This window comes from Brevundimonas staleyi (assembly GCF_041893865.1).
GTDB classification, from domain to species: Bacteria; Pseudomonadota; Alphaproteobacteria; order Caulobacterales; family Caulobacteraceae; genus Brevundimonas; species Brevundimonas staleyi.
In genome coordinates this window covers 2802867-2818891 of sequence record NZ_CP169082.1, presented here as the reverse complement: position 1 = coordinate 2818891, position 16025 = coordinate 2802867, and the positions used below count along the sequence as shown (strand labels likewise).

Annotated in this window: 14 protein-coding genes; 7 read left to right on the top strand and 7 right to left on the bottom strand. The window is 71.9% G+C overall.

The window, feature by feature from the left end; all coding sequences use genetic code 11:
• Position 1 precedes the first annotated feature (1 nt).
• Both ACETK8_RS14440 and ACETK8_RS14435 read right to left on the bottom strand, forming a co-directional pair.
• On the bottom strand, positions 2-1630 hold the full coding sequence (locus ACETK8_RS14440; protein WP_374036530.1) for an alpha-D-glucose phosphate-specific phosphoglucomutase: 1629 nt from the start codon (positions 1628-1630) through the stop codon (positions 2-4).
• Between the two features lie 170 nt (positions 1631-1800).
• Complete coding sequence (locus tag ACETK8_RS14435) at positions 1801-2028, bottom strand: hypothetical protein (RefSeq protein ID WP_374036529.1); 228 nt, start codon at positions 2026-2028, stop codon at positions 1801-1803.
• A 226-nt stretch (positions 2029-2254) separates the two neighbouring features.
• On the opposite strand from ACETK8_RS14435, the gene ACETK8_RS14430 reads away from it, so the two are divergent.
• The 6 genes from ACETK8_RS14430 to ACETK8_RS14405 all read left to right on the top strand — a co-directional run bounded on the left by ACETK8_RS14430 (position 2255) and on the right by ACETK8_RS14405 (position 11638).
• Positions 2255-2737 carry a PH domain-containing protein gene (locus tag ACETK8_RS14430; protein WP_374036528.1) on the top strand — a complete coding sequence of 161 codons (483 nt, stop codon included), beginning with the start codon at positions 2255-2257 and terminating at the stop codon, positions 2735-2737.
• A complete protein-coding gene (locus ACETK8_RS14425) occupies positions 2734-4233 on the top strand; it encodes a PH domain-containing protein (protein ID WP_374036527.1) in 1500 nt (499 codons plus the stop codon). The genes ACETK8_RS14430 and ACETK8_RS14425 overlap by 4 nt, the downstream gene beginning before the upstream one ends.
• Positions 4234-4645: 412 nt before the next feature.
• Positions 4646-5140, top strand: coding sequence for an RNA polymerase sigma factor (locus ACETK8_RS14420; protein ID WP_374036526.1), 495 nt, complete (start codon positions 4646-4648; stop codon positions 5138-5140).
• Between the two features lie 12 nt (positions 5141-5152).
• Entirely contained in the window at positions 5153-6118 is a 966-nt protein-coding gene (locus ACETK8_RS14415) for a FecR family protein (RefSeq protein WP_374036525.1), read from the top strand.
• A 97-nt stretch (positions 6119-6215) separates the two neighbouring features.
• Positions 6216-9173 (top strand): TonB-dependent receptor, encoded by a 2958-nt coding sequence (locus ACETK8_RS14410; protein ID WP_374036524.1) that lies wholly within the window; start codon positions 6216-6218, stop codon positions 9171-9173.
• 53 nt (positions 9174-9226) lie between these two features.
• Positions 9227-11638 carry a S9 family peptidase gene (locus ACETK8_RS14405; RefSeq protein ID WP_374036523.1) on the top strand — a complete coding sequence of 804 codons (2412 nt, stop codon included), beginning with the start codon at positions 9227-9229 and terminating at the stop codon, positions 11636-11638.
• Here the strand turns inward: ACETK8_RS14405 and ACETK8_RS14400 are convergent.
• The 5 genes from ACETK8_RS14400 to ACETK8_RS14380 form a co-directional block, all read right to left on the bottom strand.
• Positions 11603-13384: an asparagine synthase-related protein gene (locus ACETK8_RS14400; protein WP_374036522.1), complete on the bottom strand. Its 1782-nt coding sequence runs from the start codon at positions 13382-13384 to the stop codon at positions 11603-11605. The two genes, ACETK8_RS14405 and ACETK8_RS14400, sit on opposite strands and share 36 nt — an antisense overlap.
• On the bottom strand, positions 13381-14067 hold the full coding sequence (locus ACETK8_RS14395; RefSeq protein ID WP_374036521.1) for a lasso peptide biosynthesis B2 protein: 687 nt from the start codon (positions 14065-14067) through the stop codon (positions 13381-13383). The genes ACETK8_RS14400 and ACETK8_RS14395 overlap by 4 nt, the downstream gene beginning before the upstream one ends.
• Positions 14068-14108: 41 nt before the next feature.
• Positions 14109-14240, bottom strand: coding sequence for a hypothetical protein (locus ACETK8_RS14390; protein WP_374036520.1), 132 nt, complete (start codon positions 14238-14240; stop codon positions 14109-14111).
• A gap of 99 nt (positions 14241-14339) precedes the next feature.
• Positions 14340-14477: a hypothetical protein gene (locus tag ACETK8_RS14385; RefSeq protein ID WP_374036519.1), complete on the bottom strand. Its 138-nt coding sequence runs from the start codon at positions 14475-14477 to the stop codon at positions 14340-14342.
• 86 nt (positions 14478-14563) lie between these two features.
• Positions 14564-15178, bottom strand: coding sequence for a GntR family transcriptional regulator (locus ACETK8_RS14380; protein ID WP_374036518.1), 615 nt, complete (start codon positions 15176-15178; stop codon positions 14564-14566).
• A gap of 232 nt (positions 15179-15410) precedes the next feature.
• Here ACETK8_RS14380 and ACETK8_RS14375 point away from each other — a divergent pair, with 232 nt between their 5' ends.
• Positions 15411-15854, top strand: coding sequence for a helix-turn-helix domain-containing protein (locus tag ACETK8_RS14375; RefSeq protein WP_374036517.1), 444 nt, complete (start codon positions 15411-15413; stop codon positions 15852-15854).
• Positions 15855-16025 lie beyond the last annotated feature (171 nt).

The window sequence follows — 16025 nt, the reverse complement described above, 5'->3', positions numbered from 1 at the left end:
CTCAGCTTATGGAGGTGGGGCCTGTGCGGCCTGTGAACCGGGCCAGGTCGACCAGGGTCAGCGCCGTGGCCGCCAGGGGGGCGAGGAGCTGGACTGGGTCAGCGTGGAGCGCTCTGCCTGGTGGCGCGTAGCGTTCGATATAGACCCGAAGGGCCGCGCCCGAAGAGCCGGTGCCCGACAGCCGGTAGGTGATACGGGCGTCGTCTGAGAGGGAGATCCGCACCCCGGCGTCGGCCATCCGGTCGCCGGAGACCGGATCGACATAGTCCAGCACCGTGACGCTTTCGACGGACGGGTCCCGGGCGCGCAGGGTCTCGGCGTCGGTGGCGGCCAGGGCCGTGATCATCGCCTCGGCCTGGGCCGGGTCGAGGCCGTCGACGTCGAGACGCTGGTAATGGTCCCGCCCGAAGGTCTCCCAGTGGGCCTTGAGGAGGGCCTCGGCCGATTGTCGGCGCGCGGCCAGGATATTGAGCCAGCACAGCACCGCCCACAGGCCGTCCTTTTCGCGGACGTGATCCGAGCCGGTCCCGAAACTCTCCTCGCCGCAGAGCTGGATCCGGCCCGCTTCAAGCAGGGTGGCGAACCATTTCCAGCCGGTCGGCGTCTCCACCCGGGGCGTGCCATTGGCCTGGGAGACGCGGTCCAGGGCCCGGCTGGTCGGCATCGAACGGGCCGCGGTGATCGGCAGCCGGTCGGCGAAGGCCGGGAGACAGTCGGCATTGGCGGCGATGACGGCCAGGCTGTCGCCCGGAGAGACCATCCGGCCGGGGGCCAGGATCATGTTGCGGTCGCCGTCGCCATCGGAGGCGGCGGCGAGATCGAGCGGGTGCGAGCTCCACATCCGGGTCGTCAGATGATGCAGATGGTCGAGATGGGGATCGGGCGGCTCGCCCCCGAAGTCGGGCAGGGGCTCACCGCGGAGCACCGTGCCGGCCGGGGCCCCCAGCCGTCGCTCGAACAGTTCGACCGCATAGGGTCCGGTGACCGCGTTCATGGCGTCGAAGGCGAAACGGAAGCCGCCCTGGAACAGCCCCCGGATGGCGTCGAAATCGAACAGGGTCTCGAGCAGGTCGAGATAGGGACCGACCGGATCGACGATCTCCACCCCGCCGGAGCCGAGCGCCCGCGCTCCGAGCCGGGAGAGGTCCAGCGGCAGGCCCTCGACCAGGCTGTAGCGGTCCAGGCTTTGCGTGATCTCATGGATCCGGTCGCCCATGGCCTGGGGAGCGGGGCCCCCGGTGCGGGTGTTGTATTTGACGCCGAAGTCGCCGTCGGGACCCCCGGCGTTGTGGCTGGCCGACAGGATGACGCCGCCCCAGGCCCCGAGCCGCCGGATGGCCTCCGACACCGCCGGGGTCGAGAACAGGGCATCCTGGCCGATCACCACGCGGGCGTAGCCATTGGCGAGGGCGATCCGCGCCGTGATCTCGGCCGCCTCGGGGCTGAAGAACCGGCCGTCCCCCCCGACCACCAGGGTGGCCCCCGGCGGGGGCGGATCGGCCAGGAAGACGGCCTGGACGAAGCTCTCCAGATAATGGGGCCTGCGGAACTCGGAGGTGCGCTTGCGCAGGCCCGAGGTGCCGGGCTTCTGGTCCTGGAAGGGTGTGAACGCGCGGGTCTCGATCGACATCGACGGCTCTTTCCTCGCGCGGCACCGGGACGACGGTCGGACCCGTCGCAGTCGATGCGGCCAACACCCAGGGACCCTTGAACGCCTATCACAGGCGCCGTGGCCATCAAGGGGCGGTCTCGTCCTGTCGTGCCTGGGCCCATGCGCCAGGCTCAGGTGGTCGGCAGGGGTCAGCGGTCGGCCGTGCCCAGGATCGAGCCCCAGCTGCGGCCCCGCAGGTAGCGCTGGTCCACCACCAGGACAGCGAAGGCGAGGACCACCAAAGGGATCAGCAGGATGGAGCCGAGCCATCGGGCGACGGTGGCCGTGGCGTCGAGGATCGAGCCGACGCGGCCCGAGCCGTTCGGCCAGGACGCGGCGCTCAGCATCGCGCCCTGGCCCCGTTGTGAATCACCCATGTCGTCCCCCAGCGAGACCAGTGTTGCGCTCAAGCCTGGGCGCCACAAGGGGAGGTCACCTGCGGCGGGAATCGCTCGCCTCGCGAGAGATGGGCCCGGCCTGAGGCAGGGCTGGTCGCCGGCGTCCGCGCGCGGGTTCGGCGGCTGCTGGTCCGGTCCCCGCGCCGATCGTCGCCCCGGCCCGTCCCGGCTTGAGCCCGGACCCCGGCGACGGGCATAAGGCGGGATGACCCTCGAGATCGTTCCGCTGCAGCCGCTCGAGAGGGGCTACCTCCGGGTGCTCAGGATCCGCGCCGCGATCGGCTGGCTGGTCCTGTGGGGGGTCCTCACCGGGGTGGACGGTGTCCTGCACGCGCGGCTCGGCCTCCCGTTCGGCTGGGTCAGCGGTCCGGTCCCGGCCCTGGCCGTCGGGTCGGTCGTCCTCCTGGTCCCCCGCCGCTGGCGTCGCTGGGGCTATGCCTTCACCGACCGGGAACTGCACGTCGCCCAGGGCTGGCTCGTCCGGACCCACACCGTGGTCCCGGTCTCGCGGGTCCAGCACATCGACGTCAGCCAGGGGCCGCTTGAGCGCAGCGCGGGGGTGGCGACGCTCAGCCTCCACACCGCCGGGACCGAGGGCAGTCTGGTGCGTCTGCCCGGCATCCGCCGCGAACGCGCCGAAGACATCCGCGACGCGATCCGGAGCCGGATCGGGGACACCCCCTGGTGACCGACCCGCCGGTCGCTTTACCCGCAGAGGCTCCGGGACCCCGTCGGCTGGATCCCCGCACCATATTGGTCCGGGCCTTGCCGGGCCTGCCGTCGGCCATCTTCGCCGTGCCGGTCGTGCTGACGGCGGTGCGGGGCGGGGCTTCGACCGTCGCCGTCGTGGGGACGATCCTGACCCTGATCCTGGGTGTCATCGTGGGGGTCAGCTGGCTCCGCTGGTCCCGGTTCACCTATGAGGTCCGGCCCGATCAACTGTTGATCTCCCAGGGGCTCTTTCAGCGGACCCGACGCTCGATCCCCGTCGAACGCATTCAGGACGTCTCGATCAACCGCACCCTGCTGGCGCGTCTGATCGGCCTGGCGGAGGTCCGCATCGAAACCGGGGGTGGGGACAAGGACGAGGGGCGGCTGGACAGCGTCAGCCTGGCCGAGGCCCACCGGCTTCGCGCCCTGCTGCGGGGGCTGGGCCGTGGGGAGGCGACGGAGAGCTCCGTTGAGACGGCGGATCACGACCTGAGCGAACCGGTCCTCTATCGGCTGGGCGTCGCACGGCTCCTGTATTTCGGGGTGTTCAACTTCTCCCTGCTCTGGATCGCGGCGATCCTGGCGGCCGGGCAGTACGCCGGCCAGGGGCTGGGGCTCGATTGGGAGCGCTGGTCGGAGGTCCTGGGTCTGGTCGAGCGGGAGGTGGCCGCCCGCGCCAGCCTGGGGCTTTTCCTGGGCGTGACCGGGTCCGTCCTGGCCCTGGGCCTCCTCGCGGGGGTCGGTCGCACCATCCTGCGCTTCTACGACTTCCGCCTGTCGTTCGCGGAGGGCCGTTTCCGCTACAGCCGGGGTCTGCTGACCCGCGCCGAGATCGTGGTGGCCCAAAGGCAGATCCAACTCGGTCTCGTCGAGAGAGGGGGGCTGAGCGGTCGGCTCGGCTGGTGCGCCTTCAAGGTCCAGACCCTGGGGGGAAGCGACCATGTCTCGGGCCGCCAGGAACTGGTCCCCTTCGCAAGGCCTTGGCAGATTGAGCCCCTCGTCGCCCTGGCCGGCCTGCCGCCCTTTGAGCCCGCCGGATTGACGAGGGTGTCCGGCTGGCACACCGAACGCGGCCTGATCGGTTTCGTGGCCGTGCCGGCCGTGGTTCTGGTGGGAGCGGCCTTGATGACTCCGCTCGTCGGGCTTCTCGGCGTTTTCCTGTTGGTGCCGCTGATCGTGGCCCTGTCGCGTCAGCGGTGTCACCGCTACGGCCTGGCCGAGACCAGCCTGCAGGTGACGCGGGGCGTCCTGAAGCAGCGTGACTGGACGGTCCCCTTTGGGAATATCCAGTCCGTCACCCTCCGCCGGGGCCCCTTGCAGCGCGCGATGGGGATCGCCTCGGTCCGGATCGACACGGCGGGCGGGAGCGGCCTCAACGGGCCCCATATCCATGATCTTGAGGCGGGGAGGGCGAGGGCCCTGGTGGCCGCGCTGATCGAATGCGTGGACCGTGCCCGAGCCGGTCCGGAGTGAGCCGGACCGGTGGAGGGATCCCGCGAGCGCTGGCTTGTGCCGGGGAGGGATGACCGGTCGCTGCGCGGCGCCTAGACTGGTCGCGACCCGGGTGCGCGCCGTTATGTCCAGGCTTCGGCTAAAGGCGGCGCGGACGTCTCAAGCGTCACTCACCGCCCGGCGTCACCTGGGGCACCCGACCCCGGGACTTGCAATCGCGCGCGCCATGATTCACGCTTCACGTGCGCCTTCGCGGGCGCCGGGGCGTGAGACCCCCGCTTGAGACGATCCATTCCAGCCGGTCCGCCGCGACCGTCCGTGCGCCTTCGGCCGCCGTTCTCTGACGGTGCTGTCGGTCCGTTCGCCTGCGCCAAGCGCGAGGTCTCGCCTCCGGCCGCCGTTACCGGGCGTGTCCGACCCATGAGGCTTTCGCGTGCCCGATCCCGCCCGCTCTCTGCCGCCCGCCGCCGACGCCCCTGCGGCCACCGAGACCCTCTACCGGGCGCATTCCGGTTGGCTGCTGCGACGCCTGCGCCGGCGCTTCGGGGTCGAGGTGGCCGAAGAGCTGGTCCAGGACGTCTGGCTGCGCCTGCTCGGGCGGCCGGGCGGCGGGGCCATCCGCAGTCCCCGGGCCTTTCTGCTGACGGTGGCGGCGCGCCTGTCGATGGACCAGGCCCGCCGCGCGCGGCCCGAGACGCGCGAGCGGGACGACGAGATCGACGGCGGCCAGGCCGACCAGGCCGAGCGGCTCCTGCTCAAACAGATCGTCCGCGAGATGCCGCCCCCCCTTCGGGACGTCTTTCTCTTGTCTCGGTTCGAGGGTCTGACCTATGAGTCCATCGCCGAGCGCCTCGGCGTCTCCGTCAAGACGGTCGAATGGCGGATGTCCAAGGCGCTGGCGCATTGCGCGGCGCGACTGCGCGACTGAAGGCGACCGGCCATGGCCAGAACGGATGACGCGCGGCGCGAGCGCGAGGCGGCCGACTGGTTCGCCCGGCTGAACCGCCGCACCCTGTCCATGCAGGACCTCGAACGCTTCAAGGCCTGGCGGGCCGATCCCGACTGCCGCGCCGCCTATGGCCGGATCGAGGGCCTCTGGCGTGACAGCCAGGCCCTGGCCGGGGACCCCGACATCGCCGCCCTGCGCGAGACCGTGCCGGATCGCCGGCGGTCGAGCCCCGGCCGACGACAGGTCCTGTGGACCGGCGCGGCGCTCGCCGGTGTCGTGGCGGCCTGCGGGCTCGGCCTCGTCCTGCTGGACCGCCCGACCGTCTTCGTCACCGGGGTGGGCGAGACCCGCACCCTTCGCCTCGCCGACGGCTCGCGGCTCAGCCTGGACACCGACAGCCGGGTGGAGGTTCACCTCGAGGACGACCGTCGCCGCCTCGTCCTCAGCCGCGGCCAGGCCCTGTTCGACGTCGCCCCCGACCCGGCCCGGCCGTTCATCGTGCGCGCCGGCGATCTGTCGGTGCGGGCGCTCGGCACCCGCTTCGACGTCCGCGTCCTGGAGAGCGGCGCCCGCGTGACCCTGGTCGAGGGGCGGGTGAGGATCGATGACGCCGCCGCGCGACGCTGGACCCTCGCGCCCGGGGAACGGCTCGAGGCCGCCGGGTCTTCGGCCGTCCCGGTCGTGGAGCGGCTGGAGCCCGCGGCGATGGTCGCGGCGACCAGCTGGACCACGGGCCGCCTCCTGTTCGAGGCGACCCCGCTCTCCGAGGCCGTGGCCGAGATCAACCGCTATGCCCGCGACCCCATCCGCCTGGCCGCCCCGGGGTTCGAGACCCGCCCGCTCAGCGGCAGCTTCGACACGGGCGATCCGGCGGCCTTCGCCGAGGCGGTGGCGGCCATCTACGGCCTGAGGCTGGCGCGGACCGAGACCGGCCTGGAGCTCCGGCCGCCCGCCTGATCCGACTTTTTTACGACGAACCGTCAGGGTGAGGTGGGGTTTTCCGCGTCCCCCCTGCAAAGGGCGCATTCCGCGCCCTAGGTTGCAGGGGGTGAGGATGTACAGTCACGGGATGTGGGTGAGCGCGGCGGCGCTGATGTCGGCCACGACGGTTCTGGTCGCGGGTCCGGCCGCCTCGGCCCAGGCCGAGATCGATTTCGTGATCCCCTCCGGACCGCTCGAGGCGGGCCTGAGGCTCCTGGCCGAACAGTCGGGCGAGCGGGTCCTCTATGACGCCGCCCTGGTGTCGGGCCGGTCGGCGCCGGCGGTGTCGGGGCGGATGACGACCGACGCGGCGATCGCCCGGCTCCTGGCCGGCAGCGGACTGCGGCCGGAGCGCACCGCCGCCAATGTCCTGATCGTCCGCGCCGAGCGGGCCGCGGGCTCCGATGCCGCCAGCGTTCTCGACGAGGTGGTGGTGACCGGCTCGCTGATCCGCGGCATCAGCGACGGACCCTCGCCCGTGGTCGTGGTCAGCCGCGATGAGCTCGACCGCGACGGGCGCGCCAGCGTCGCCGAGGCCCTGGCCGCTCTGCCCCAGGCCTTCGGGGGCACCGGCAATGAGGAGACCACCCAGAACGGCGCCGACCGCTCGGCGACCAACGGCGCCTTCAGCTCGGGCATCAATCTGCGGGGCCTGGGGGCGGATGCGACCCTGGTCCTCGTCAACGGTCGCCGGATCGCGGGCTCGGGCGCCAAGGGCGACCTGGCCGACGTCTCCGGCATCCCGACCAATGCCGTCGACCGCATCGAGGTCCTGCTGGACGGGGCCTCGGCCCTCTACGGGTCCGACGCCGTGGGCGGGGTGGTCAACATCATCCTCAACCGCCGCTTCGACGGGGCCGAGACCCGCCTCCGGCTCGGCCAGACCACCGACGGCCCGGCCGGCGAGTACGGCGTGGCCCAGAGCGTCGGACGGCGCTGGTCCGGCGGGGGCGGCTTTCTCTCCTGGGACTATCTGCAGCGCGAGGCCCTGCCGGCCTCGGCCCGGGCCCAGGCCGCGACTGCGGATCTCTCCGGTCTGGGCGGGACCGACCGGCGGACGATCTATGGGGCCCCGGGCAATCTCGTGCGCTTCGACGCCGCCACCCAGAGCCTCGTCCCCACCTTCGCGATCCGGCCGCGGAGCGGATCCAGCGCCGTCTCGGCGGCGGACTTCGTCGCCGGAGCGGTCAACCTCCAGAACCAGAGGTCGGGGGTCAACGTCCTGCCGCGCCAGACCCGCGACGGCGTCTATGCCGCCTTCGACCAGGCCCTGGGCGACCGGCTGGTCGTGACCGGGGATGTTCGCTACGGCGACCGCCGCTACGAGACCACGGCGGCCCCGTCGCTGTCCCTAATCACCGTGGACGGGCGCAATCCCTTCTATGTCTCGCCCACCGGAGCGGCCTCGCACCAGATCGCCTACAGTTTCGCAGGGGATCTGGGCAATCCGGCGCTGTCCGGCCGGGCCGAGAGCCTGGGCCTGTCGCTCGGCGGCGAATACCGGCTCGGCGGGGACTGGGTGCTCGACGCCTATGTCGCCTATGCCGAGGCGCAGGATTCCGGCCGGATCACCAACCAGGTCAACACCGCACGGCTGCGCGAGGCCCTGGGCACGGCGGCGGACAGCCCGCTCACGCCGTTCAGCCCGGCCCGCGACGGCTTCTTCAACCCCTTCGGCGACGGCAGCGCCAATACCACCACTGTGCTGGATTTCGTGGGCGGAGGCTACAGCGCCAACCGCTACGAGACCGAGAGCCGCAGCCTGACGCTCCAGGCCGACGGCAGCCTGTTCGACCTGCCGGCCGGGGCGGTGCGTCTCGCGCTCGGAGGGACGGTGCGGATCGAGGCCTTCCAGACCGCCTTCACCAACTTCACCTCCGCCCTGACGGAGACGGTCCGGGTCAGCGCCCCCTCCGACCGGCAGATCGACGCAGTCTTCGCCGAGGCCCGGGTTCCGCTGTTCGGCGGTAACCTGCGCCGCCCGGGGCTGGAACGGCTCGAACTGTCCCTGGCGGTGCGGGCCGAGCGCTATGACGACATCGGCTCCACGACCAACCCCAAGCTGGGCATCCTGTGGTCGCCCGCATCCGACTGGATCGTGCGGGGCGGCTACGGCACCTCCTTCCGCGCTCCCGCCCTGCGCGAGGTCAATGACCCCGCCAGCGCCGGACCGACCCTCCTGCCGGGGCCCACGGGCCAGACCGTCACCCTCATCCAGTATGGGGGCAACCCGGGCCTCGACCCGGAGACCGCCCGGTCGTGGACGGCCGGCCTGGAATATCGCCCCCGGGACCGGCCGGAGGTGGGGGTTTCGCTCAACTGGTTCCGGACGCGCTTCGAGGACCGCATCGGCCAGCCGGCGGCCGAGAGCATCCTGACCGTCCTGAGCGATCCCGCCCTGGTCTCCTTCGTGCGGCGGATCTCGCCCTCGACCGACGCCGGCGACCGGGCCCTGATCCAGGGGCTGCTGGACCTGCCCACCACCGCCTCGGCGACGGCCTTTCCGGCGGAGGCCTATGGGGCCATCGTCGATGCCCGCTACGTCAACACCGCCGAGGTCGAGATCGAGGGCCTGGACCTGTCAGGCCGATACGGCTTCTCGACCGGGGCGGACCTCTGGCGACTGGGGGCCTCGGTCTCCCATCTGCTCCGCTACGACACCCAGGCCACGCCGACAGCCCCGGTCGTCGACGTCCTCGATCGGCCGAACTTTCCGCTCAGCTGGCGGGGCCGGATCACGGGCGACTGGATCCGGGGCGCCTGGAGCGCGCGGCTCGCGGCCGATCTGACCAACGGCTACGAGGACCTGGCCGGCCGGGCCATCGACGGCTGGATCACCACCGACGCCCAGATCCGCTATGCGCCGGAGGGCCCCGGACCCTGGGCGGGGGTGACCGTCGCCCTGTCCGTCCAGAACCTGTTCGACGCCGATCCTCCCTTCTACGACGCCCCCGAAGGGATCGGCTATGACGCGGCCAACGCCTCCCTGCTCGGTCGCTTCGTCTCCCTGCAGGTCACACGCCGATGGTGAGGGCACGGGGAGGGGCCGGGCCCGTCCTCGCGGCCCTCGCGAGCGCGATGCTCGTGGCGCTGTCCGCACCGGCCCAGGCGGAGGGGAGACCCTTCACCGTCGATGATCTGCTGGCGCTCGAGAGCCTGGGCGATGTGCGGCTCTCGCCGGACAGCCGGTTCTTGGTGATCGAACGCGCCGGCCCCTATGACGCGACCGAGCGGTTCGAGCACGACTATTACACCCGTCTTGCGATCACCGACCTCGAGGTGAGGGACCGGGCCGGCGCGCTTCTTCACACTCTCAGGAGCAATGGGTCGCAAGGGTATGATTCCGGACCGTTTTCTCCCGATGGCCGGCATATGGCGGTGTTCCGGCTGTCGCCGGGTCCGCGCTGGCAGCTAGGGGTCCTGGTCCTGGAGACCGGCCAGGTGACCTGGCTCGACGTCACCCCCGACCAGTCCCTCGTCGGACGGTCGGTCGGGTGGCGGGGGGCCGACGAACTGGTGTTCCTGGCGCGGGAGCGGGGGGATCTGCCCATCGTGCTGCGGATGGGCTGGCAGACCCAGGCCCGGACGGCGGAGCGGTGGCGACGCCAGCAGGAGGGGCGCGAGCCCACGGTGACGGCCCTGTTCAGCGGGCCCGCACGGGATCGCCGGCCCCAGGCCGCACCGTCCCGGCTGATGAGCTATCGCCTCGACACCGCGGCGCTCCGGACCTGGGCGACGGGGGAGTTCGTCGACGTCGCCCTGTCGCCGGACGGAGCGCGGGCGGCGGTCCTGGAGAACACTACTGATCTTCAGCCGATCCCGCAGGGCCCCGCCGAGATCGGCACCCCCAACCGTCGGCGCGAGCTCCGGCTGGTGGATCTGGAGACGGGGCGTTTGGGGTCCCCCCTGCCGGATCGGGACCTCGCCTCGCACCTTCTGAGCTGGGCCCCGGATTCGAGCGACCTTCTGGTGTTCGACCGGGCGCCGGGCGCGCCCTTCGACACGGGCCGCCTGACCCGGGTCGGACGCAACGGATCGGCCGCGCCCCTGCCGATGCGCGACGTCCGACCCGTGGTCCTGGAGACGCTCGAGGCCATTCCCTTCGTCCGGGTCGCCTGGCTCGACGACCGGCCGCTGGTCTGGAGCCGGGACGGCGAGGGCAGGGCGACTTGGCGACGGGTCGAGCCGAACGGCGCGGCCGTGGACCTCGGCCTGCCCGCCGATCCTTCGGCGCGCTGGATCTCCGACGAGCCCGGTCTGCTGTTCGTCTCCGGCGACCGCCTCCACCGGGTGACGCGGGCAGGCGTGACCCCGGCGGGCTCCGGGCAGGTCCTGTTTGGGTCGACGAGCCTGGACCAGGGCGGGCGAGGGGCCCGCAATCCCGATACGGCTTCGAGCATCCTCGGCGCGGTCCTGAGGCCCGACGGGCGTCAGTCCGCTCCCCTTGCGGTCGAGGCGGGCGACCCGCTTCTGCCGAACGAAACCCCCCTGGTGGCGGACGCGGCGGGGCTCATCACCCGGCGGACGGACGAGCGCGGCGTGACCGAACTGGTCCTTCGCGGCCCGGGGACCGCCGTCCCCCTGCTGACCCTGAACGCAGGTCTCGCCGGGATCGCCTGGGGTCGGCTCACGTCGGTCGATCATCCGGGCTATGACGGACGGCCCCTCAAGAGCTGGGTCCTGGAGCCCCGGGGGCCCCGGCCGCCCGACGGCTGGCCGGTCGTCGTGACGATCTATCCGCGAAGCGTCTTTCCCGACCCGCCCGCCCGGGCCCTGCCGGGCTCCGCCGCCCATCAGGTCAGTCCCGCCGTCCTCGCGGCCCAGGGTTATGCCGTCCTGTTCGCCAGTTTGCCGACCCATGAGGAGACCCCGGGGCCGGGGCTGGAGGCGCTCGGAAGCGAAGTCTGGGCCATCGTCGAGGCGGCCGCCGCCGCCGGCCTGGTCGATCCGTCTCGCGCGGCCCTGTTCGGCCACAGCTACGGCGGTCACGGCGCCCTTCTGGTCGCCACCCAGACCGACCGGTTCCGTACCGTCATCGCCTCGGCCGGGGCCGCCGACTACGGCACCTTCAGCCGGGCCACACGGCATTTCGCGGCGGTTCCGGAGGACGGCTATCTCCTGGGGCGGGCCGGCTGGCTGGAAGGCGGACAGGGGCGGATGGGGGGACCGGCCTGGTCCGATCCGGCCGCCTATGTCGCCAACAGCCCGTTGTATCTGGTGGATCGGATCCGCACGCCGATCATGCTGATCGAGGGCGAACTGGACCCGGTCGGGGCCGATCCGATGTTCGCCGGCCTCTACCAGCGTGGCGTGGAGGCCGCCTATCTCCACTTCTGGGGCGAGGAACACATCCTCGCCAGCCCGGCCAATATCCGGGCCCTGCACGACCATGTCCTCGCCTGGCTGGATCGACACCTGGACGAAGAGCCCGCCACGATCGAGCGCGCGGCCGGCCGGGCCTCAGAGGGAGGCAACGGGTCGGCGGGCCAGTCGTGACGCCCAGTAGCGCGCCCAGCTCTCCAGCGCGGAGAGGATGAGCAGGACATTGTAGTCGCCGGACCAGATCAAACGGTCCGGGTCGAGCAGGGGGGACAGGGCCTCGGGCGTGAGGATGCCCTGCGCCCTCAGTCGACCGCCTTCGAGCCAGTCCCCCAAAAGGGGGAGGCTGGCCCGGACGGTCAGGCCGTAGAAGGTGCTCATCTCCCCCTTGCCCTGCCGCTGCAGGATGGAGGTCGGCAGCCGGTCGGCGAAGGCGCGCCGGGCGAGGGCCCGGTCCTGGCCACCCGCCGTCGCGACATCGGCCGGAAGGGCCAGCCCGTGCTCGACGACAGGCTGGCTCAGCAGGGGATGCAGCAGATCGACCGCGCGCGCCCTCAGACAGTCGCCGAAGAACAGCTGGCAGTTGACCAGCTGGGCGATCTGGCCGCGTTTGGCCAGAGGCAGGTCCTCCAGCCCGCCCAGCCAGACGTGTCGTTCGGAGCGATCGGCGTAGGGATCCGCCCGGAGCCCGGGCGCGGGCGGCAGGCCCAGACGCTGACGCAGGCCGACGCCCAGGAGCGCCCACAGACTGCTCCGGGTCCAGCGCGCCATCGGCAGGAGAAAGGATGGATCGAGCCCCGAAAGGCCGAGACGGGCGACCCGGTCCGCCACGATCAGGGGCGTGGGGTTCTGGAAGAAGACGGCATCCCCGCCGTGACCGGTCAGCAGGCCGGTCGCCCCGATCCGGCGGGCGAACCCGGCCATGTCGGCGTCATAGGCCGGATCGAGACCCTGAAGCGCCGGGCGCAGGGCCCGGCCCAGTTCCGTCAGCTGTCCGGCGGTCAGGGCCACAACCGGCTTGGGCCGATCGCGGAGATCCAGCCCGTGCAGCGCCGCCAAGTCCCGGGCGTAGCGGCGCTCGTCGCTCTCGGGGTCATCGGCGCGGTAGTTGAGCCAGACCGGGGCGCGATCGCCCAGATGCGGGGTGGCGGTGGCGGCGACGATGGCCGAGTCCAGACCTCCGGAGATCTCGCCGACCAGTCGGTCATGGCCGAGGGTCAGACCGGCCACCGCCGCCTCGACGACCGCGCGCAGGGCCTCGGGGGTCTGGTCGGCCCGGGCCGCGATCCGCCCGGCCGCCCGGGCCGGAGACCAGACGGCCGTCTGGGCCACGGTGTCGTCGGCGCCCACGCTGAGAACGACCCCGGGCGGGATGGGGACCAGGCCGGTGAGGGCCAACCGGTCGCAGGCGAGGGCGGGATGGGAGACCATGTTCCCCAACCGCGGCCAGTCGATCGCGATGTCGCGCGGCAACCAGCCGTCCAGGGCCTCCGGCGGATCGCCGGACACCAGGACGGCGCCCTTGGCGGCCCACTGGACGGCGTCGAGCGCGCCGGACGGATCGCGCAGGACATGGAGGCTCCCGTCGGGCGTCGACCAGACGAGCAGATAGCGTCCCCAGGCCTGGCGGACGACCCGCTCGGCCGTCGTCTGCACCGGCTCGATGTCGAAGGGCGGCGGGGGCAGGGCGGACCGGCCGCCGGAGACGACGGAGCCGATGGCGATCCCGCTGTCGCCCCACCGGCGGACCGCCAGCCGACTGTCCGGGCCCAACCAGACGGCGATCCGGCCCGAGCGGGCCGCCTCACGCCAGCCCAGCGCCTCCAGGGTGCCGAGCGCGTGATCGAGCGCCGCTCCGGCCGCGGGATCGGACGGCAGGCGGATCACGACATAGCCGACCTCGGCGGGCCCGGGCGGGGTCATCGGGACAGGATCGGCCGGTAGGCCCGCAGCCGTTCCGGATCGTCGTTGAGACAGATCTCGTCCAGCTGGACCCAGCAATGGGCGCGAAACGGCCAGGTCCGGACCCCGAACACCCAGTCGGCAGCAAGGCCGTGTGTTTTCAGGAAGGCCACGAGACAGGCCGAGCGTCGCAGGCATCCGCCCGTTATCGGCACCCAGGGCAGAAGCCGATCGACCGCCGACGCAGCCTGGATCACGGCCTCGCGGGTCCGGCGCCCACCGGCGCCCGAGGTCAGGGGGAGGAGATCGACCACGGCCGGATCGCGGCCGCGGGACCGAAGGGCGAGGGCGGCCCAGATCAGGGCGAGCGGGTCGTCGAAGCGGGTCACGCGGACGTCCCGTGCCGGCAGGGCCTCGGTGGCCACCGCCGGCAAGGGCATGCGCGACGGTCCGGCCGGTCGGGCCGTCGCGGCGAGGCCGGCGTCGAGGAGGAGATCCGCAATCCGCCCCTTGGCCCCGACGACGGTCCCATGGTCATCGATGCGCATCTCATCGGTCCCGTCGGGAAGGCAGGCGTAGGCGTCGCCGCCCAGGTCGAGCAGGACGACGTCGCGACCGATGCAGACGGCATGGACGTCGGCCCTCAGCCAGACGGCCGAGGGGGTCGTTGACGCCAGGCGGACGGGACCAGGGGACAGGAACATCGGACGAACCGGGCATCGGAGCGATCCGACGCCCGTCGCGCTCAGTGCTGCCAGCCGGCCATCTCATAGCGGCTGATCGGCACTTGCTCATACATGCCGAGCACCATGTCGGCGCGGGTGAGGCGGCGGGCCTGGCCGACCTGGACCAGGCGGGGTTTGCGGTGGGGAGTCATGGCGGATGTCCTTTGAGGAGAGCCCGGGCCGGGCGGAGGGCCCAGGCCGCGAGGGGCGGGGCGAAGGGGACGCCGGAACCGTCCGGCGCCCCCCGGTCGTCAGGCGGACTGCCAGCCGGCCACTTCGTAGCGGCTGGTCGGGATCTGCTCGAACTGGCCGAGCGGCTGATCGGCCTGGGTCAGACGCCGGGCGGCGCCGAGGCGGACGAGCGGGGTCCGTGTGCCTTTCTGGGTCATCAGAGGTCTCCTTCATCGGTCCGGCGGAATGCCGGGCCCAGCCCGAGGGAGCGACCCGGGCCGCGTCTATTCAACCTATATCCGGACTATATCTGCGGGCCGCGTCGCAGCCGCCGGGCGATCTCCCCGGCCTGGCTGGATCGCGCCCGGTGAAAGGCCTCGAGCTGGTCGAGCAGGGCGGCGATCTCGCCGCGTCCGATCGCGGCGGTCATGGCGGCGACGCGCGCCTCCAGGCCGGACACGAGCTCGGCCTCCAGACGCGCCGGGCCTGAGAGCCGGGCGAGGACATCGGCATGGGCCTGGATCAGCGCCTCGTTGCCGGTGTGTTCGACGACGGCCTCGAACAGGGCCGGGAGCGCCGGGGCGTCTCCGTGTGATCCCAGGACCTTCTGCAGCGTCGCAGCGCCCCGGCCATGCAGCGTCAGGGCGGCGTGGAGATAGGTCCAGTGAAGATCGTAGAGGTCGATGACATCCGCCGTCGTGAGCCCGGGAAAGACATAGCCCTGGCCGCGCCGGCGCTCGATCAGCCGTTCGCCGGCCAGGAGCGCGAGGGCTTCGCGCACAGGCGTGGCACTCAGCCGAAGATCCAGCGCCAGATCCTTGATCACCAGGGGTTCGCCCCAGCCGAAACGCCCCTCGCGCAGACGCGACCGGATGGCGGCGAGAGCGGCCCCGAACGGGTCGCGTGGATCATCGGGCATCCGCAGACTTCCCGCTAAGAGCGAACGCGATCGGCTCCGAACTGGTCACGTTCCGAGTTTTCGCCATAGTCTCATCCGTCTCCCCAGCTCAATAAAAAATCGGGCCTGTCGTGAGACCAATCGCCGTTCCCGCCAAATACTGGCGGGCCGTCCGCCAGTATTTGGCGGAAATAGAGACAGATCGGCGAGGACGCGAAGATTGGAAACGATCATGCCGATGCAGTGAGGTGCCGTGCCTGCCGAGCTCCCAAATCCCTCCCGACTGTCGGCCACGCTGAAGGCCGTCCGGCGTGCCCGCGGCCTGCGCCCGCCCGAGGTCGCCCAGGCCATGGGGCTGCCGCTCCGGTCCTATGAACGGTTCGAGGCCGGGGCCGGCCGGATGGACTGGGGGCGGCTCCAGGCCTTCGCCCAGGCGACGCGGTCCGATCCTCTGGCCCTCTTCCTGGCCGTGGTCTCGGGGTCGCCGACGCTGGCGGTGCGCTGCGCCGACCACAAACTGGTGTCCCTCTGGCAGATGGCGCTCGAGGAGTTCCACGCGACCGCGGGCGAGGGGGTCAAGACCCTGGACGCCGCCTTCATCCTCGATGTCTTTACCGGCGCCTTCGAAAGCCTCGCCGAGGAAATTAAGCGCCGCCAGGCGACGGCCGAGGCGGCGGATTCCGATCCGGAAGGCTGAATACACGCGATCCGGGCGCGACCGGACGCCGCGGACAGACGAATATTGTCGGCGACCCGTCAGACCGGCTGATTGATCCAACTGTCCGATCCGGGGCGGGTGACGGGAATATATTCCTCATTCGCGCGACCGTGAACCCTGCCGGGACGCGCTCATGGCGGGCCCGCCGGC